The following is an 18,079-nucleotide window of genomic DNA, read 5'->3' on the forward strand; positions in this document are numbered from 1 at the left end:
GAAGGGGAGTCGTTCGGAGCATGGTGGACGCCGACGAGCTGAGGAACACCGCCAACCCGCGCCTGCGGCTGATGGCCGTGCACGCGCACCCGGACGACGAGTCGAGCAAGGGTGCCGCCACGATGGCGCGCTACGCCGCCGAAGGTCACGAGGTGCTGGTGGTCACGTGCACCGGGGGCGAAGCAGGCAGCATCCTGAACCCGGCCATGGACCGGCCCGAGGTGCTGGCGAACATGCGCGAAATCCGCCGCGAGGAGATGGCCCGGGCGGCCAAGATCCTCGGCGTGAGCCAGCACTGGCTGGGCTTCGTCGACTCCGGCCTGCCGGAGGGCGACCCGCTGCCGCCGGTGCCGGAGGGGTCGTTCGCCGTCGTGCCCCTGGAGGAGTCCACCGAGGCGCTGGTGCGCGTGATCCGGGAGTTCCGCCCGCACGTCATCACGACCTACGACGAGAACGGCGGCTACCCGCACCCCGACCACATCCGCACCCACGAGGTGTCGATGGCGGCGTGGGACGCGGCGCCGGACCCGAGCCGGTTCCCCGACGCCGGTGAGCCGTGGCAGCCGCTGAAGCTGTACTACATGCACGGCTTCTCGCGCGCCCGGATGGTGCTGTTCGACGAGGCGCTCAAGGAGGCCGGCCTGGAGTCGCCGTACACCGAGTGGCTGGCGAACTGGGACCCGAACCGCGGCGATGTGATGGAGCGGGTGACGACCCGCGTCGAGTGCAGTGAATACTTCGAGGTGCGGGACGAGGCGCTGAAGGCGCACGCCACGCAGATCGACCCGACCAGCCGCTGGTTCGCCGTGCCCCGGGAGATGCAGCGCGAGGTCTGGCCGACCGAGGAGTACGAGCTGGTGAAGTCGCTGGTCGACAGCACGTTGCCGGAGGACGACCTGTTCGCCGGCATCGCCGGCGCCGAGGAGAAGGTGAACACATGAGTCTGACGCTGCCGGCCGGCGTGGCCCTTCCGGTGACCGCGTCGGCCCTGGTCCTGACGCAGCAGCCGGGCAACGGCGACAACGGCGGGCAGGGGGAGGACTTCGGCAAGTCGTCCCCGGTCGGCTTCCTGGTGCTGATCCTGTTCCTCATCGCGGTGGCCTTCCTGGTCCGCTCGATGACCAAGCACCTCAAGCGCGTCCCGGCGAGCTTCGACGACCCGCCCGCGGAGGAGGCCTCGGCCGCCGAGCCGCCGGCCGAGGCGCCCGCGGAGCCGGAGAAGAAGCAGCCGAACGGCGCCTCCCCGGCCAAATCGGAGTGACACGTTCGACCCCTGCCGCAGCGGGTCGTGAGTGGTAAGGCGGGTTCTAACCCGCCTTACCACTCACGAGGGGCGCGGCAGGTCAGAGCCGCGGGTCCACCGGGTCCGACTCCAGCGCGAGCACCGCGAACACGCACTCGTGCACGCGCCAGAGCGGCTCGCCGCGCGCGACGCGCTCCAGGGCCTCCAGGCCCAGGGCGTACTCGCGCAGCGCCAGCATGCGCTTGCGGTTCAGCCCGCGCTTGCGCAACCGCTCCAGGTTCTCCGGCAGCGTGTAGTCCGGGCCGTAGATGATCCGCAGGTACTCGCGCCCGCGCACCTTCACCCCGGGCTGGACCAGCCCGTGCGTCCCGCGGGTGAGGTTCCCCGCCGGCTTGACGACCATGCCCTCGCCGCCGGCGGCCGTCAGCTCTTCCCACCACGAGACGCCCCGGGCGACCGACGCGTCGTCCAGCAGGTCCACCTCGAGCGTCCGGGTGCGCTGGAAGCGCGATCCGCGCAAAAGATCCAGCTGCGCGAGGTGCCACGCGTGCGGCCGGTCGTGGTAGGCCTTCCCCTCCGACGCCAGCAGCTGGAACGGCGCCAGCCGGACGCCGTCCAGGCCCGATGTCGGCCAGCAGTAACGCCGGTACGCCGTCCGGTAGGAGTCCACTGTGGACGACCGGGAAGCCGTTCGTGCCAGCAAATCCGAAACGTCGATGCCCCGCGCGACCGCCGTCGCCAGCGCCGAAACCGCCTCCGGCAGCACGGCCTGGGCGGCCGCTCCCACCGACGCATATTGGGAAGCGATCAGCGAACCGGCCTTCGCGCTCCACGGCAGCAGCTCGGCGTCGAGCAGCAACCAGCCCGAGTCCAGCTCCTCGAACAGCCCGGCCGCCGCCGCGCGCACGTCCGCCAGGAGCGCCTCGTTCTGCGCGGCCGAGAAGAACGGGCGCCCGGTCCGCGTGTACACCGCGCCGCCGCCGCGGATCCCGAAGCGGCGGTACGCCACTTCGTCGTCCCGGCAGACCAGCACGACGGCCCGTGAGCCCATGTGCTTCTCTTCGCACAGCACGGCGCCGACCCCGGCCGCCCGGTACTCGGCGAACGCCTCTTCGGGGTGCTCCAGGTAATCGGAGCGCGACGACGTCGAACACGGCGCCATCGTCGGCGGCAGGTAGGCCAGCCACCGCGGGTCGACCGCGAACCGGCTCATCACCTCCAGAGCCGCCGCCGACTGCTCCGCCGAGACGCCGACCCGGCCGTGGTGCGCGGTCTGCACGATCCGCTTCCCGGTGACGTCGGTCAGCTCCAGCACCGCCGGCTCGCGCCCGGCCAGCGGCCGCGCCGCGTCCAAGGGGCGCACCGGCTCGTACCAGACCCGGTGCGCCTTCACCGAGACGACTTCGCGATCCGGGTAGCGCAGCGCGGTCAGCTTCCCGCCGAACACGACGCCGGTGTCGAGGCACATCGTGTTGTTGACCCACTCCGGCTCCAGCGTCGGCGTGTGCCCGTAGAGCACCATCGCCGACCCGCGGTAGTCACGCGCCCACGGCAGCCGCACCGGGAGGCCGTACTCGTCGGTCTCGCCGGTCGTGTCGCCGTAGAGCGCCATGCTCCGGACCCGCCCGGACGCGCGCCCGTGGTACCGCTCCGGCAGCCCGGCGTGCGCGACGACGAGCTTCCCGCCGTCGAGGACGTAGTGCGCGATCAGCCCGTCGCAGAACTCGTGGACGCGACGGCGGAACTCCTCGCTCTCCGCGCCGAGCTGGTCCAGCGACTCGGCGAGCCCGTGCGCGACGTTGACCTTCCGCCCGTGCAGGGCACGCACCAGCTTCTGCTCGTGGTTGCCGCAGACGACCAGCGCGCTGCCGGTCTCCGCCATCGCCATCACGCGCCGCAGCACGCCCGGGGTGTCCGGCCCGCGGTCGACGAGGTCGCCGACGAACACCGCGGTCCGCCCGTGCGGGTGCACGCCGTCGACGTACCCCAGCTCCGCCAGCAGTTCCTCGAGTTCCGCCGCGCAGCCGTGGACGTCGCCGATCACGTCGAACGGCCCGGTCAGCACACGCTTGTCGTTGCGCAGCGGCTCGACGACGATCTCGGCCTCGGCGACCTCGGCTTCGGAGCGCAGCACGTGCACGCGCCGGAAACCCTCGCGCTCCAACGACTTCAGCGACCGCTGCAGCTCACCGCGCTGCCGCCGGATCACGTGGTCGCCGAATTCACGGTCGGTGCGCGACGCGTTGCGGGCGGCGCAGACGGCCACCGGCAGGTCGAGCACGATCGCCGCGGGCAGCACGTCGTGCTCCTTCGCGAGCTTCACCAGGCTTGCCCGCGAAGCACGTTGGACGTTCGTCGCGTCGATGACGGTCGTCCGCCCGGCCGCGAGCCGCTTCGCCGCGACGTAGTGCAGTGCGTCGAAGGCGTCGGCCGAGGCCGACTGGTCGTTCTCGTCGTCGGCGACGAGCCCGCGGAAGAAGTCGCTGGAGAGCACCTGCGTCGGCGCGAAGTGCGTGCGCGCGAACGTCGACTTGCCGGAGCCGGAAGCGCCGACGAGCACGACGAGCGCCATGTCGGGAACGGTCAGCTTCACGCGGCCACCTCCTCGTGGGTGGTGAAGACCGCCAGCTGGGTCGGCGGTCCCGATTCCTGGTCCTCCGGTCCGATCGGCAGGTACCGGACGTCGTAGCCGTGCCGGGTCGCGACACCGTCCGCCCAGGCGCGGAACTCGGCTCGCGTCCATTCGAACCGGTGGTCGGCGTGCCGGAAATGCCCCATCGGCAGGAACTCGAACAGCCGGTTGTACTCCGCGTTGGGCGTCGTGACGAGCACCGTGCGCGGCGCCGCGACCCCGAACACCGCGTGTTCCAGGGCCGGCAGCCGGTCGGAGTCGACGTGCTCGACGACCTCCATGAGCACGGCGGCGTCGAACCCGGCCAGCGCCGGGTCGGCGTAGGTCAGCGCGGACTGGCGCAGCGTGACGCGGGAGCGGTCCTTCAGCCGCTTCTCCGCGATGTTGAGCGCACTGCTCGACACGTCGACGCCGACGATCTCGGTGAACGACCGCTCCTTCTCGAGCACACGCAGCAGCGCGCCGGAGCCACACCCGAGGTCCAGTACGCGCCGGGCGCCCACGGCCCGCAGTGCGGCGAGCACGCTGCCGTGGCGCTGCGACGCGAGGCTCTCCGGCTTGTCCGGCACCTCGGTGACCAGCGCTTCGGCCTCCGCCGGGACGTCGTCGGCCTCGGCCAGCCGCGAAAGCGCGTACGTGACGACCGGGCGGCGCCGCTCCAGGTAGCGGTTCGTGATGAGCGTCCGTTCGGGGTGCCCGGCGAGCCAGCCCTCACCGGCGCGCAGGAGCTTGTCGGCCTCGTCCTGGCCGACCCAGTAGTGCTTGTCGCCGTCTAGCGCGGGCAGGAGGACGTACAGGTGGCGCAGCGCGTCAGTGACCCGCTGGGTGCCGGTGAGCGTCAAGTCGACATAGCGACTGTCGCCCCACTGCGGGAACTCCGGGTCGAGCGGGATCGGCGTCGCCGAAACCCGCCAGCCGAGCGGCTCGAACAGCCGGTGCACGACCTCGGCCCCGCCACGAGCCGACAGCGACGGCACGTGGATCGCCAGGTCGAAGGCCTCGTCGACCAGTTCCGGCCGCGCCGCGCACCGGCCCGCGAGCGCCGTCGTGAACGCGGCCCGCAGCGCGACCGCGAGGTACGAGCCCCCGGCGTACGGCCGGTCGTTGACGTACTGGGTCAGCGACGTCCCGCCTCCGCGCACGAGCTCGATCGGGTCGATCTCCACGAACAGCGCGGCGGTGCAGCGGTCCGGCGCCGCCTCCGGGTAGAAGACGTGCGCGATACCGGCGGACAGCTCGACCGACTGCGCCTTCTCCGGGTGCTTGTGCAGGAGGAAGCCCAGGTCGGTGGCGGGGTTCCGGGTCGTGGTGATGGTCAGCAACACCGGCTCAGTGTGGCGGAGCGGCCGGTGACCGCGCGCCCGGTTTTCCCGGGTGCGCGGTCACCGGTCGGCTACTCGAGCGGAGTGCCGCCCGAGCTGCGGTACGCGATCGTCTTGCCGATCAGGTTTCCGCCGTCGGTCTCGACGCCGGTCTGTTCCTGTTGCCCCGCACCGAACAGGAGGGCGGCGACGTGGGCGTCCGCCACCTGGTCCAGGTGCGCGAAGAACCAGTCGACCTTGTCGTCCTGGTAGTGGTTCAGGGTGTTGTTCTGCGCCATGTTGCCCACCGGGACCTGCCACAGCACCACGGGCTTGCCCGCCGATTCGGCCATGGTCTTGTAGAACTTCAGCGCGGCCCTGGCCTGCTGGTCGGTCCAGAAGGTGTTGCGGCCGCCGTTCGCCGGCTTCGCGTACCAGCCGGCGTCGCGGTCCGACACGTCGGTGACGAGGAAGTCGGCGTTCTTCGCGCCGAGTTCCGCGTAGTCCTTCACACACCCCTGGACGTTGGTCTCCCAGTCCCAGCAGGTGAGGTGGAGCCCGGCGCCCGCGTTCGGTGCGTACTTGTGCGCCATCGCCACCAGGCAAGCGGCCAGGCCGGCGGCGCTGTTCTCCTGCCCGCCGCAGTCCGCCGGGTTCGCGGCCTTGACCTGCGCGGCGACCTGGTGCGGGCTGCCGAGGGAGCGGACGTAGCCCCAGAAGTCGGGCTCGATGTCGATCATGTCCTGCGAGGTGCCGATCTTCTGGAGGAAGAAGCGGTAGTCGTTCAGGTAGCGGGTGAGCAGGTCGGCCCGGTTGATGGCGACGACCTCGCCGGGACCGTCGCCCTGGCCCGCCGCGTCCCCGAGGTCGCGCAGCGAGTACCAGGTCCAGAGGTACTTCTGCGGGCGCGGCTTGCCCTGGTAGGTGGCCTGGGCCACGTGCTGGTCGCCCCAGGTCACGTAGAAGCCGGGAGCCGTGGTTTCGCCGGTCCAGCAGCCCCACCAGCTCGACCACCCGGGCTTGCAGCGCGCCGCCGTGTAGTAGTCCGACGAGGGCGCGGGCTGGCTGTGGACGTAGTTGTACCGCACGTCGAACGGCGCGGCCGTCGCCGAGGCGTCGTTCATCGAGCCGCCGATGAGCACCGTGCCGCTGCCCATGAACCGGGTCGTCGAAGCAGGGCGGCCGGTGGCCGGCGTCGTCGACGCCGTCGACGGGCGGGTGCTGCTCGGGGCCTGGCTCGTCGTCGCCACGCTGGTGCGCGATGTGGTGGGCGGGGTGGGCGTCGTGGGGCTCCCGGTGCTGCCGACGCTCCCGGCCGGGACGAGCTGCCACTGCTGGTTGGCGCCGCCCCAGTCGTGGTACTGGGCGATGCGGGCGCCGGCGGTCCTGGCGCCGGTGGGGACCTCGACGGCCATGCCGCTGAAGCGGTTGATCAGGCGCACGTGGCCGTCCGGCGACTTCTCCAGGCGGAACTGCTGGTTCGCGCCGTTCAGGTCGGGCCACTGCACCATCGCGGAGCCCGCGGTCCTGGACCAGCGGTAGTCGTCCAGCACGTTGCCGGAGTTGCGGTTCCGCAGCCGGTAGTAGCCGTCACCCGCGTCGATGAACCGCCACTGCTGGTTGGTCCCGTCGTGCCGGCCCCACTGGACCACCGGCGCCCCGTCGTTCTTGGCGTAGGCGAGGCCGTCCAGCGCCTCCCCGCTGGTGCGGTTGACCAGGACGTACCAGGACGCCGGGTCCACGGTGCCCGCCGAGGCCGTGCTGACCACGACCACGGAGCCGGTCACGACGGACAGGACGACGGCTGCCCAGAAACCCCGGCGCCGGAACAACCGGCGTCCGCGATGCCGTCCCGGGCGGGCCGGGCGGCCACGGCCGCCGGCGGGGGACGCCGGCGACGGCGTGGGTGGGCGAGGGGACATGTCGGTGCTCTCTTTCGGTCGCTGCCTCTGACGCCGACCGCGTGGCCGGGCGACCCTGGGTTGCCGCCGGCGCCGGAAAGGTTGCCGCGGCCCGCGAGATTTCCGGCGGCTGCCGCGCGCCCGGTTTTCCCGGGTGCCACCCTGGACACATGAACCGCCTCGCCAGCGCGACCAGCCCGTACCTGCTCCAGCACGCGGACAACCCGGTCGACTGGTGGCCGTGGGGTCCCGAAGCGCTCGCCGAGGCGAAGCGGCGGAACGTGCCCATCCTGCTTTCGGTCGGCTACGCCGCTTGCCACTGGTGCCACGTCATGGCGCACGAGTCGTTCGAGGACGCCGGGACCGCGGCCCTGATGAACGCGAACTTCGTCAACATCAAGGTCGACCGCGAGGAGCGGCCCGACATCGACGCGGTGTACATGGCCGCCACCCAGGCGATGACCGGCCAGGGCGGCTGGCCGATGACCTGCTTCCTGACCCCGGACGGCGAGCCGTTCCACTGCGGTACCTACTACCCGCCGTCGCCGCGGCCGGGCATGCCGTCGTTCCGGCAGCTGCTCGCCGCCGTCGTCCAGTCGTGGCAGGAGCGGCCGGACGAGCTCCTGGACGGCGCCAAGCAGATCGTCGCGCACCTCGCCGAGCAGACCGGGCCGCTCAAGGAGTCCGTGGTGGACGAAGCGGTGCTCGCCGGGGCCGTCGGGAAGCTCCAGCAGGAGGCGGACGACGTCAACGGCGGGTTCGGCCGCGCCCCGAAGTTCCCGCCGTCGATGGTCCTGGAGTTCCTGCTGCGCCACCACGAACGCACGGGCTCCGCGGTGGCACTGTCTTTTGTGGACAAAACGGCCGAGGCGATGGCCCGCGGTGGCCTGTACGACCAGCTGGCCGGCGGCTTCGCGCGGTACTCCGTCGACGCCGAGTGGATCGTGCCGCACTTCGAGAAGATGTTGTACGACAACGCGTTGCTCCTGCGCTTTTACGCTCACCTCTGGCGGCGCACCGGCTCGGCGACGGCGTTGCGGGTGGCCACCGGAACGGCGGAGTTCCTCTTCGAGAGCTTGCGAACGCCCGAAGGCGGCTTCGCGTCTTCGCTGGACGCGGACACCGACGGCGTCGAAGGCCTGACGTACGTCTGGACGCCGTCGCAGCTGCGTGAGGTGGTGGGTGACGACTCCGCCGCCGAGCTGTTCGGCGTCACCGAGGAAGGCACCTTCGAGGAGGGTGCCTCGACGTTGCGCCTGTTCGGCGACCTGCCGGAGCAGATGCGCGTCAAGCTCCTGGAGGCGCGCGCGAAGCGGCCGCAGCCGGGCCGGGACGACAAGGTGATCGCGTCCTGGAACGGCCTGGCGATCACGGCGCTGGCCGAGGCGGGCGTCGCGCTGGATCGTCCACAATGGATCGAGTGGGCCGCTGCCGCGGCTGATCTGCTGCTGCGGGTGCACGTCGTCGGCGGACGGCTGCGGCGCAGCTCGCGCGACGGCGTCGTCGGCGAATCCGCCGGCGTGCTGGAGGACTACGCCTGCGTCGCCGACGGCTTCCTGGCGCTGCACCAGGCCACGGGCGAGGCGAAGTGGCTCACCGAAGCGACCCGGCTGCTCGACCTGGCGCTGGCGCACTTCGCGTCCCCGGACGTCCCCGGCGCGTACTTCGACACGGCCGACGACGCCGAGACGCTGGTCCAGCGCCCGGCCGACCCGGGCGACAACGCGAGCCCGTCGGGGGCGTCCGCGCTGGCCGGGGCGCTGCTGACGGCGTCGGCGCTCGCGGGCCACGCCGATTCGGCTCGGTACCGGGAGGCGGCCGAGCGGGCGCTGAGCCGGGCCGGGGTGCTGGCGGGGCGGGTGCCGCGGTTCGCCGGGCACTGGCTGTCGGTGGCCGAAGCGCTGCAGGCCGGCCCGGTGCAGGTCGCGGTGGTGGGCTCGGACGCCGCGCTGCGGCTGTCGGCGGCCCGGGGCGTGCACGGCGGCGGCATCGTGCTGGCCGGCGAGCCGGACGCGCCGGGCGTCCCGCTGCTGGCCGACCGTCCGTTGGTCGACGGCGCCCCGGCGGCGTACGTGTGCCGGGGGTACGTCTGCGACCGTCCCGTCACGTCCGCCGAGGAGCTCACCGCCCAGCTCTGATTCGCCCTGGGTGAACGCGGTGTCTGGGGTCGTGTTTTCGGCGTAACTTCGGTAGCGATGTAATCATGTAATCCGGAGGTACGACATGGGACGCGGATGGCGCGGAGGCCGGGGCTGGCAGCAGGGCGAGGTCCCGCCGGCAGAGGACGCGGCGGCCTGGTTCGGCGGCCGCCTGCCCGACGGCTGGTTCACGGGCGCACCGGAGGTCACGGTCGACCGCGAAGAGATCATCGTGGTCGGCGAGCTCCCGCCGCTGACGGAGGAGCACGCGGACGACGCCGCCCGCGCGGCGGCCGAAGAGGGCCGGATCAGCAGGTACCGCGAGGAGACGCGCGACGAGCGCATCGAGATCGCCCGCCAGGCGGAGCACCGCTACCAGCGCAAGGTGGCGTGGGGTGCCCGGCTGGGCGGCACGACGGCCCTGTTCACGACGCATTCGGCACCGGTGATGACGCGCTTGCGCCAGCCGGAGCGGTTGGTGCTGGACACGCTGGTGGACGCGGGCGTGGCGCGGTCGCGTTCGGACGCACTGGCCTGGGCGGTGCGCTTGGTCGGCCAGCACGCGGACAGCTGGCTGGGCGAGTTGCGGGAAGCGATGACCAAGGTCGACGACCTGCGCTCGAAGGGGCCCGACCTGGGCTGACTGGCGGGGTGCCGCCTCGGCGGTACCCCGGGGTTCGGGCGGTGGTTGAGCCGCGGTCCCCGGATCCGGGCTGGGCCGTGGGGTGGCCGCCACCCCACGGCGCCCGGATCCGGCCCGAGCCGCGCGGTGCTGCCCCCTCGGCGGCACCCCGCGGCCCGGGCCACCCCCTCAGTCCGCGATCAGCACCGGTTTCCGGAACCCGGCGCCCAGCTCCCGCTGCCGCCGCACGAACCAGGCCCCGGGCGCGATCCCCGTAGCCCCGTGCTCCGGGTGGATCAACCACGCCGGCGCCGTGTTCTCGAACGCCGCGATCGCGAGCCGCTCGGGGTCGCTGAGCCACGTTGTCATCCGGCACGTTCCGCGGTCCGCGACCAGCGTGTGCGGGTTGTTGCCCGCTTCGCCGCGCACGAGCTCGCGCCCTTCCGCGGGCAGCTCCCACCAGTCCCGGGGCACCCACCCCAGCAACCCCAGCGGCAGCACGATCAGGTCACCCTGGGCCTGGAGCCCGTCGATCACCGGAACGGTGACCTGGCGGTCCAGGTGGTCGAGGACGTCGAGTCCGGTCCGGTCGAGCAGTTCGGCAAGAAACATGCGATCACCTCAGGAAGTCAGGTCCGGCGCTGCAGGCGCGCGTACTGGGCTCCGGTGAGCCCGTACGACCAGCCGGCCGCGTCGAGGGGATGGTCGAATTCGGCGGGCACGCGCAGCCCGTAGCGACGGCGGGTGCCGTCGCGCTCCACCGAGCCGTTCACCGCCATGAGCAGCCGCGAAGGCGCGTGCCACTTCTGCGGCGGCAGGTCGTAGAGCCGCAGTTCACAACCCGGGTTGCCGGGATCGGGCGCCCGGCTCAGGATCCGCAGCCCGGCCTGCTCGATGTAGGCCGCCCAGCCGAGGTGCTCGACCGCGCAGCGGCGCACCTCGACGTTGAACTCGCGGTTGATCCGCTCCGCGGTGGGGTCTTCGATCACCCAGGACGGCACCCGCGTGCCGTGCCAGGCGTGCACGCCCCAGCCGTCGGGGTAGACCACCGCGGGCCCGGTCGCGCTGTGGAGCCGGCCCTCGTCGTCAAGACGGAGAACCAACGGCCGTTCCGCGATCACGCAGACGCCGTCACGCGGCCACCACCAGCCGCAGGAGCGCACCAGGGTCGCCCACAGCTCCAGCTCCGGGTCACCCGAGCCGGGTGTCACCCAATAGGTGTCCTGCTGTCCGTACCAGTGCAGGCCCAGCGAACGCGGAATGGCGGCCCGGATCAGGCCGGCCGGCTCCTTGACGAGCTGCCGCGCCTCCGGTGAGACGTCGCCCCAGCGTCGTCGCAGCGCGGACACCCGCGTCGCCAACCGGGCTTCCACCGGCTCGACCGACACGGACGGCGGCACGGCGGCGTTCGGGGAAAGCGCCCAGACGAACGACGGCGGCGGCTCGCCGAGCAGCGCGTAGAGCCGGGTGATGGCGTCTTCGGCCGCGGGACGATCCGCGGAATACGTGCTGAAGGCGTGGCTCAACCACGCGGAAATATCGGGAAGCGGGCGGCTCGGCGGCCGCGAGGCGCTCAACGAGCGAGGGCGCGCACGCCCTTTCGAATCGACATGCGGCGATCATGACAGCCGTTTCGCCGATCGCGCAAGCCTGGACCTGGAGCCACTTTCGCGCCTAGAGTTCGTCGTGCCCGCGGTCCGTGCCGCGGTTCCGCCGTCGCACCAGGTCTTTCTCGTGAAGGACGTGTCCATGGACGGCAGGTTCACCCGGCGGCAGCTGATCAAGGGCGGGCTCGCGGTGGCGGCGGTGCCGCTGCTCCCGGCCTTGCCCATCTCACCGGCCTCGGCGGCGCCCCGCATCGACGTTCCCGTGCTCCCGTGGCCGGCGGCGAACGACATCGTCGCGAACACGACGATTCCCACTTTCCCGGACCGCAGTTTCCCGATCACCGGTTACGGCGCGAAGAACGACGGCAAGACCGACAACACCGCGGCGATCGCGAAGGCGATCGAGGCGTGCGCCGCGGCCGGTGGCGGGCACGTGATCGTGCCGGGCGGCGGCAGTTTCCTGACCGGCGCCATCCGGCTCAAGAGCAACGTCGACCTGCACCTGGAATCCGGCTCGGTGCTCAAGTTCAGCGGCGACGCGGCGAAGTTCCCGAACGTCCTGACGCGCTACGAAGGCATCGAGTGCGTCAACCACTCGCCGATGATCTACGCCTACCAGGAGAAGAACATCGGCCTCACCGGCAGCGGCACCCTCGACGCGGCGGCCACGTCGTCGTGGAACAAGGGCAGCGATCGGGCGTACCTGGAATCCTTGGTGGCCAAGGGAACCGCGCCGGAGAAGCGGGTGGTGCCGGGCTCGGGGCACACCATGCGGTCGGCGTTCGTCGAGCCGTACGCCTGCGAGAACGTGCTGATCCAGGGCGTCACGCTGAAGAACTCCATGTTCTGGCAGCTGCACCCGACGCTGTGCCGCAACGTCACGGTCGACGGCGTCAGCACCGACCCCAGCACCGCGCACAGCAACACCGACGGCTGCGACCCGGAGTCGTGCGACCACGTCGTCATCGCCAACTGCACCCTCGGCGCGCACGACGACAACATCGCCATCAAGGCCGGCCGCGACGCCGACGGGCGGCGGGTGAACGTCCCGTGCCAGAACCTCGTCGTGGTGAACTGCGTGATGAACGGCAACTGGGGCGCGATCACCTGCGGCAGCGAGCAGACCGGCGGGATCCGCAACGTCTACGCGTACAAGCTCACCGTGAAGGGTGACACGAAGTTCGCGCTGTACGTGAAGTCCAACACGCTGCGTGGCGGGTTCTCCGAGAACATCAACCTCGACAGCGTTTCCGGCACCTTCGCGCGGAACTTCGTGTACGTGACGTCCACGTACAACAGCCAGACCGGCAGCTTCGTCCCGTCGTTCGGGCCGTTCACGATCAGCAACTGCTCGAGCACGAAGATCGCCGGCAAGGCGTTCGACGTCAGCGGGCTTTCGAACGCCCACGTGCACGGGTTCGCCGTGGCGAACTCCACGTTTAAGGGCGTGGCCGACACGTCGAACACGCTGAAGTACGTGGACAACGCCCGCTTCACGAATGTGACGGTCAACGGCAAGCCGATCTGAACCTGCGGGATCGGCGGCGCTGCGGCAGGCTTACTACCAACGAGTAGGAAGCCTGCCGTTCGTCCTTTCCGGAGGTAGCCGTGGACGTCCCCGAAGTGCCCTCGAAGGTGGACCCGGACGCACTGACCGCCGTCCTGGACGGTCGCTGGGCCGAGCTGCGCCGCGGGGTGCGGGCGCAGATGGCCGGTGCGGAGTTCCGGGACCCGGTGGACCTCGGCATCGAGGCGCACCGCGCCCAGGTGCTCGACCAGCTGCGCGCGCTCGCCGAGACCGACCGGCCCGGCCTGGGCTTCGACCCGGCGTACGGCGGCGGTGGCGACGTCGGCGGCTCGGTGACGTCGTTCGAGATGCTCGGCTACGGCGACCTGTCGCTGATGGTGAAGGCCGGCGTCCAGTGGGGCCTGTTCGGCGGCGCCGTCCAGCTGCTCGGCACCGAGCGGCACCACGAGCGGTACCTGCGCGGGATCATGGACCTCGACGTGCTGGGCTGCTTCGCGATGACCGAGCACGGGCACGGTTCCGACGTCCAGCACCTGCGCACCACGGCGACCTTCGCCGACGGCGGGTTCGTCCTCGACACGCCGGATGCGATGGCCCGCAAGGAATACATCGGCAACGCGGCCCGCGACGGCCGGCTGGCGGTGGTCTTCGCGCAGCTGGTGACCGGCGGCGAATCGCGCGGCGTGCACGCGTTCCTCGTGCCGATCCGCGACGACGACGGCAAGCCGGTGCCCGGAGTGTCCATCGAGGACTGCGGGCCGAAGGCGGGCCTGAACGGCGTCGACAATGGACGGTTGGCGTTCGACGGCGTCCGGGTGCCACGCGAAGCCCTGCTGAACCGCTTCGGTGACGTCGCCGAAGACGGGACGTACTCGAGCCCGATCGAGAGCGACAGCCGCCGCTTCTTCACGATGCTGGGCACGCTGATCCGCGGCCGGGTGAGCGTCGCCGGCAGCGCGGGCAGCGCCACGAAACGCGCGCTGACGCTGGCGATCCGCTACGGCGAGTTCCGCCGCCAGTTCGCGAAGCCGGACGGCGACGAGGTCGTCGTCCTGGACTACCTGGCCCACCAGCGGAAGCTCCTGCCGGCGCTGGCGAAGACCTACGCGCTGCACTTCGCGCAGGAAGAGCTGGTCTCGAAGCTGCACGACATCGATGCGTCGGCGGCCGAAGAGGACCAGCGCGAGCTGGAGTCGCGCGCCGCCGGGCTGAAGGCGCTCGGGACGTGGCACGCGACGTCGGCGATCCAGACCGCGCGCGAGGCGTGCGGCGGCGCGGGCTACCTGGCGGAGAACGTGCTGCCCGGGCTGAAGGCCGACACCGACGTCTTCACGACGTTCGAAGGCGACAACACGGTGCTGCTGCAGCTGGTCGCGAAAGGCCTGCTGACCAGCTACAAGCAGGACTTCGAGGACCTTTCGCCGCTGGCGACGGCCCGGTTCTTCACCGACCAGGTGGTCAACACGCTCTTGGAGCGGACGTCGGTGCGCAAGGCGCTCGAGTCACTCACCGAGGGGTCCGACGCGGAGGTGTTCTTCCGCCGAGAGTGGCAGCTGCGGCTGTTCGAGGACCGCGAGGACCACGTCGTCGAAGGGGTGGCGAAGCGCCTGCGCAAGGCGGCGGCCGACCCGTTCGGCGTGTTCAACTCGGCGCAGGACCACGTGCTGCGCGCGGGCCGCGTCCACGTCGAGCGCCTGGTGCTGGAGGCGTTCACGGCGGCCATCGAGCGCTGCGACGATCCGGACGCCCGCACGCTGCTCGAGCGCGTCTGCGACCTGTACGCGCTGTCGGCGATCGAAGAGGACCTGGCGTGGTTCCTGGGCCACGGCCGCCTGACGGCGTCGCGCGCGAAGGCCGTCACGTCGGCGGTGAACCGGCTGTGCTCGGAGCTGCGCCCGCACGCGCGCACGCTGGTGGACGCGTTCGCGATCCCGGAGCAGTTCCTCGCGGCGCCGATGCTGGTGTCCTGATCGGCGGTTTTGTACGTTTTCCCTGGTAGGGCGGGGGAGAGCGGCTCGGGCGGGCGAAACGCCCGGAGTGATCGCCATGGCCAAGGTGGGTTCGCTGCGGAAGGTGCTCGGCCGGCACTTCGCGCTCGCCGCCGCGACCGCGGTGCTGAGCGGCGGCACGATGTTCTCGATCACCGCCCAGCGCGGCCACAGCGGTGTGACCCAGACGGGTGGCCGGTATCGGGGACCAGCCACCCGTCCGGGAGCCTTCAGGAGCGTCGGTGCTTCGGGTCGTCGTCGGTGACGTCGAACTGCTCCTTGCGGACCTTGCCGGACACGGTCTGCTCGTCGGTGACCGTCTCCTTCCGCAGCCGCGCTCGTTCGACCGGCACGGTCTCCTTGCGCACCACGGGTTTCTCGGCGTGCAGGACGACGTCCTGCTCGGCCTCGCCGATCTCCGCCGCCGTGCCGTCGCCGCGCGTGATCGGCTCGCGTTCGATGCGCACCTCTTCGTGCCGCACCGGCACGGTGACCTGCTGCTCTTCGGTGACGACGTACTTGCGCAGCCGCACGTGCCCGGTCTCGACCTGCTCGGTCCCGACGTTCAGCCGTTCCTCGGAGCGCGTCATGGCGGCGCGGTCGTCGCGCTTCCCGCGCTCGCCCATGGCGGCCGGGCTGCGGTCGGTCCGCCCGTCCGCCCGGCGGTCCGACCGCCCGTCCGTGCGCCCGTCCGCCGAGGTGCGCGGCACCGGCAGGCCGTAGTGCTGGTAGAGCTGCGTGCTCTCTTCGGGCGAAAGGTGCCCGTCAGCGTCGATGCGGGGCGCCTCGGAGACGCTGTCCTTGTCGACCTGGACGTGGATGCCGTCCTTGTCCGTGCGGGCGCCGGAGAGCGGGACGAAGCTTTCCTTGGTGCCGAAGAGGCCGGTCTTGACGGTGATCCACTCGGGCTGGTGCGTCGCGTCGGCGAGGTACACGTTGCCGACCTTCCCGATCTTGTTGCCTTCGGGGTCGACCACGGCGCTGTCGATGAGTTCTTGGGGCTGCATGGTCCTGGCCATCGCGGTCGTGCTCCTTCCACGTTGAGTCCTTGTCTGCGATCCACGGTCGGCCGCACCGGTGCGCACGGCAACCGTCGTGGTGGTCCCGTGGGTGACCCCTGATCGTGATCGTTTGAAGCGTCTCCAGCGGGCCAGGAGGGGTGGGTCCCGCAGGTCGGGCGCGGTGCCGCCGGCGTGACCGGCCGCCCTGGCGCGGACGCGAAGGTGTGGACCTGGATTTCGCGTGACCGGCGTCACGCGCGGCGTTGTCACAACGATGGCGTCCGGGTCGTCAGAGGGGTGAAGCAGACGAGGAAAGGGGAACGGCCATGGAAGCGCGGCTCAACATGTTCGAGAACGAGGTCACCGGCAAGTTCGTCAAGCGCCTGATCGCGGCGTCGCGCCCGGTCGAAGAGTCGTCGCTGCCGAAGGCGACGCAGGAGCTGGTGAAGATCCGCGCGAGCCAGATCAACGGCTGCGGGATGTGCCTCGACATGCACACGAAGGACGCGGCGGCGGGCGGCGAGACGGCTGTCCGCCTGGCGATGGTGGCGGCGTGGCGCGAAGCGGTGGTGTTCACCGAGGCGGAGCGCGCGGCGCTGGCGCTGACGGAGGAGGGCACCCGCCTGGCGGACACGCACACCGGCGTCAGCGACGAGACGTGGGCGGCGGTGCGGAAGCACTTCGACGAGGAGCAGATCGGGGCCCTGATCGCGCTGGTGGCGACGATCAACGCGTGGAACCGGCTCAACGTGATCGTCCGCAACCCGGCGGGCGAGTACCAGCCGGGGATGTTCGGCTGAGGGAGCGTTCACCTGCCGTGGGGCGCGGGACCAGCTTCAATGGTGACAACCTCACGGCGGTGTAACCCCTCAACGTGGCACAGTGGACCGAATCCCGCCTGGCGCAAGCCGGTTGATCGCCGGGACGGGTGAGGTTGTCCAAACCATCGGGTGATGTCGATAAAGGACGACCGGATATCGCCCGATGATTTTATCATGATGAAAAAGACGCTCTTCGCAGCCGCAGTCATCGGTGGCGCCATGCTCGCTGTTGCCGCGCCGGCATCCGCCGGTGAGGGCGGCGGGCACCACCCGGGCGGCGGCATCAGCATCGGCGACAACCTCTGCGCGGCACCGTGGCAGTGGAACGGTCCCCTCGAGCTGTTGCACGCGGGCCACGCCCCGTCGTACGCGGCCTGCAACAACAACTCCACCGGCGGCGGTCACGGTGGCATCAGCATCCTCGACAACGCGTGCCTGCTGCCCTGGCAGTGGAACGGCCCGCTCGAGCTGCTGACGGTCGACCACAACCCGTCCTACGTCGCCTGCAACGGCAACTCGGCCGGCTGATCGAAAGGAAGAGCCGCCGGCTGGTTGATTGAGTGTGCACCAACCATCCACGGCTCATCTAATAAGAAAAGCGCGGCCATTCACTCGATGACGAGTGAGTGGCCGCGCTTTTGTGAGAACCTAGGCGTACATAGCCAACCAAATGGCAATGTAGTGCGACACAGCAGCCAGCACAGTGCAGGCATGGAAGAACTCGTGGTAACCAAAGGTCTCAGGCCAGTGGTTCGGCCACTTGACGGCGTAGAACACCGCACCGAGCGTGTAGAACAACCCGCCGACACACAACAAAACGAGCGCACCGACCCCGGCATGCGTGGCCAGCTCGGGGAACACGAACACCGCAACCCAGCCAAGCGCGATGTAGATCGGCACCCCGAGCCACCGCGGCGCATTGGGCCACAGCATCTTCAGCGCCACACCGGCGATCGCCCCGCCCCAGACGATCGACAGGATCACGTACCCGGTCGGCTTGGACATCGCCAGCAGCGTGAACGGCGTGTACGTCCCAGCGATGAACAAGAAGATCATCGAGTGGTCCGCGCGCTTCATCCACTTGTACGCCCGGGGGCTCCAAAACCGCCGGTGGTACAGCGCGCTCACGCCGAACAGGCCGAGCACAGTCAGGCCGTAGACCGACGTCGCCAACGCGGCGACCGGGGACACTGTGGACGCCGCCAGCGTGATGAGCGCGGCCGCCGCGACCAGCGCGCCGAAGAACGTCCAGAAGTGGATGTGTCCGCGCAGCCGGGGGCGGAGGTCCACTACGGGC

Annotated in this window: 15 protein-coding genes; 8 read left to right on the plus strand and 7 right to left on the minus strand. The window is 70.9% G+C overall.

What is annotated here, in order from left to right:
• Positions 1–20 precede the first annotated feature (20 nt).
• Positions 21–941 carry a mycothiol conjugate amidase Mca gene (gene mca / locus C2L58_RS08805; RefSeq protein WP_103337027.1) on the plus strand — a complete coding sequence of 307 codons (921 nt, stop codon included), beginning with the start codon at positions 21–23 and terminating at the stop codon, positions 939–941.
• On the plus strand, positions 938–1,261 hold the full coding sequence (locus C2L58_RS08810) for a hypothetical protein (protein ID WP_103337028.1): 324 nt from the start codon (positions 938–940) through the stop codon (positions 1,259–1,261). The genes mca and C2L58_RS08810 overlap by 4 nt, the downstream gene beginning before the upstream one ends.
• An 82-nt stretch (positions 1,262–1,343) precedes the next feature.
• On the opposite strand, the gene C2L58_RS08815 is transcribed toward C2L58_RS08810, so the two are convergent.
• The 3 genes from C2L58_RS08815 to C2L58_RS08825 form a co-directional block, all read right to left on the minus strand.
• Positions 1,344–3,836, minus strand: coding sequence for a polynucleotide kinase-phosphatase (locus C2L58_RS08815; RefSeq protein ID WP_103337029.1), 2,493 nt, complete (start codon positions 3,834–3,836; stop codon positions 1,344–1,346).
• Positions 3,833–5,200 (minus strand): 3' terminal RNA ribose 2'-O-methyltransferase Hen1, encoded by a 1,368-nt coding sequence (locus tag C2L58_RS08820; protein ID WP_103337030.1) that lies wholly within the window; start codon positions 5,198–5,200, stop codon positions 3,833–3,835. Before C2L58_RS08820 ends, C2L58_RS08815 begins: the two co-directional genes overlap by 4 nt.
• Positions 5,201–5,268: 68 nt before the next feature.
• Positions 5,269–6,963, minus strand: a complete 1,695-nt coding sequence (locus C2L58_RS08825; RefSeq protein WP_233225626.1) for an RICIN domain-containing protein — start codon at positions 6,961–6,963, stop codon at positions 5,269–5,271.
• 284 nt (positions 6,964–7,247) lie between these two features.
• Between C2L58_RS08825 and C2L58_RS08830 the strand changes: the two genes are divergently transcribed.
• Positions 7,248–9,215 (plus strand): thioredoxin domain-containing protein, encoded by a 1,968-nt coding sequence (locus C2L58_RS08830; protein ID WP_103337032.1) that lies wholly within the window; start codon positions 7,248–7,250, stop codon positions 9,213–9,215.
• 85 nt (positions 9,216–9,300) lie between these two features.
• Entirely contained in the window at positions 9,301–9,858 is a 558-nt protein-coding gene (locus tag C2L58_RS08835; RefSeq protein ID WP_103337033.1) for a hypothetical protein, read from the plus strand.
• Between the two features lie 168 nt (positions 9,859–10,026).
• On the opposite strand, the gene C2L58_RS08840 is transcribed toward C2L58_RS08835, so the two are convergent.
• Positions 10,027–10,449, minus strand: a complete 423-nt coding sequence (locus C2L58_RS08840) for a hypothetical protein (RefSeq protein WP_103337034.1) — start codon at positions 10,447–10,449, stop codon at positions 10,027–10,029.
• A gap of 17 nt (positions 10,450–10,466) precedes the next feature.
• Positions 10,467–11,363, minus strand: a complete 897-nt coding sequence (locus C2L58_RS08845) for a DUF6745 domain-containing protein (RefSeq protein ID WP_233225627.1) — start codon at positions 11,361–11,363, stop codon at positions 10,467–10,469.
• A gap of 223 nt (positions 11,364–11,586) precedes the next feature.
• On the opposite strand from C2L58_RS08845, the gene C2L58_RS08850 reads away from it, so the two are divergent.
• Positions 11,587–12,972 (plus strand): glycoside hydrolase family 28 protein, encoded by a 1,386-nt coding sequence (locus C2L58_RS08850; protein WP_103337125.1) that lies wholly within the window; start codon positions 11,587–11,589, stop codon positions 12,970–12,972.
• Between the two features lie 80 nt (positions 12,973–13,052).
• Entirely contained in the window at positions 13,053–14,942 is a 1,890-nt protein-coding gene (locus C2L58_RS08855; protein WP_103337036.1) for an acyl-CoA dehydrogenase family protein, read from the plus strand.
• A 248-nt stretch (positions 14,943–15,190) separates the two neighbouring features.
• On the opposite strand, the gene C2L58_RS08865 is transcribed toward C2L58_RS08855, so the two are convergent.
• Positions 15,191–15,979 carry a DUF2382 domain-containing protein gene (locus C2L58_RS08865; RefSeq protein ID WP_103337038.1) on the minus strand — a complete coding sequence of 263 codons (789 nt, stop codon included), beginning with the start codon at positions 15,977–15,979 and terminating at the stop codon, positions 15,191–15,193.
• 308 nt (positions 15,980–16,287) lie between these two features.
• Here C2L58_RS08865 and C2L58_RS08870 point away from each other — a divergent pair, with 308 nt between their 5' ends.
• Positions 16,288–16,761, plus strand: coding sequence for a carboxymuconolactone decarboxylase family protein (locus tag C2L58_RS08870; protein ID WP_103337039.1), 474 nt, complete (start codon positions 16,288–16,290; stop codon positions 16,759–16,761).
• Between the two features lie 195 nt (positions 16,762–16,956).
• A complete protein-coding gene (locus C2L58_RS08875) occupies positions 16,957–17,310 on the plus strand; it encodes a hypothetical protein (protein ID WP_103337040.1) in 354 nt (117 codons plus the stop codon).
• A gap of 120 nt (positions 17,311–17,430) precedes the next feature.
• Here C2L58_RS08875 and trhA read toward each other — a convergent pair whose 3' ends face one another.
• The gene (trhA, locus tag C2L58_RS08880; RefSeq protein ID WP_103337041.1) at positions 17,431–18,072 is read right to left on the minus strand and encodes a PAQR family membrane homeostasis protein TrhA; all 642 of its coding nucleotides are present in this window, start codon (positions 18,070–18,072) and stop codon (positions 17,431–17,433) included.
• Positions 18,073–18,079 lie beyond the last annotated feature (7 nt).

This window comes from Amycolatopsis sp. CA-126428, from assembly GCF_002904335.1.
GTDB lineage: Bacteria > Actinomycetota > Actinomycetes > Mycobacteriales > Pseudonocardiaceae > Amycolatopsis.

What these genes read in the sequence shown, in the direction of transcription:
- mca (WP_103337027.1), top strand. Translation starts at nt 21, where the DNA reads ATGGTGGACGCCGACGAGCTGAGGAACACCGCCAACCCGCGCCTGCGG.
- C2L58_RS08840 (WP_103337034.1), bottom strand. Translation starts at nt 10,449, where the DNA reads ATGTTTCTTGCCGAACTGCTCGACCGGACCGGACTCGACGTCCTCGAC.
- C2L58_RS08835 (WP_103337033.1), top strand. Translation starts at nt 9,301, where the DNA reads ATGGGACGCGGATGGCGCGGAGGCCGGGGCTGGCAGCAGGGCGAGGTC.
- C2L58_RS08810 (WP_103337028.1), top strand. Translation starts at nt 938, where the DNA reads ATGAGTCTGACGCTGCCGGCCGGCGTGGCCCTTCCGGTGACCGCGTCG.
- C2L58_RS08830 (WP_103337032.1), top strand. Translation starts at nt 7,248, where the DNA reads ATGAACCGCCTCGCCAGCGCGACCAGCCCGTACCTGCTCCAGCACGCG.
- C2L58_RS08870 (WP_103337039.1), top strand. Translation starts at nt 16,288, where the DNA reads ATGGAAGCGCGGCTCAACATGTTCGAGAACGAGGTCACCGGCAAGTTC.
- C2L58_RS08850 (WP_103337125.1), top strand. Translation starts at nt 11,587, where the DNA reads ATGGACGGCAGGTTCACCCGGCGGCAGCTGATCAAGGGCGGGCTCGCG.
- C2L58_RS08865 (WP_103337038.1), bottom strand. Translation starts at nt 15,979, where the DNA reads ATGGCCAGGACCATGCAGCCCCAAGAACTCATCGACAGCGCCGTGGTC.
- C2L58_RS08875 (WP_103337040.1), top strand. Translation starts at nt 16,957, where the DNA reads ATGATGAAAAAGACGCTCTTCGCAGCCGCAGTCATCGGTGGCGCCATG.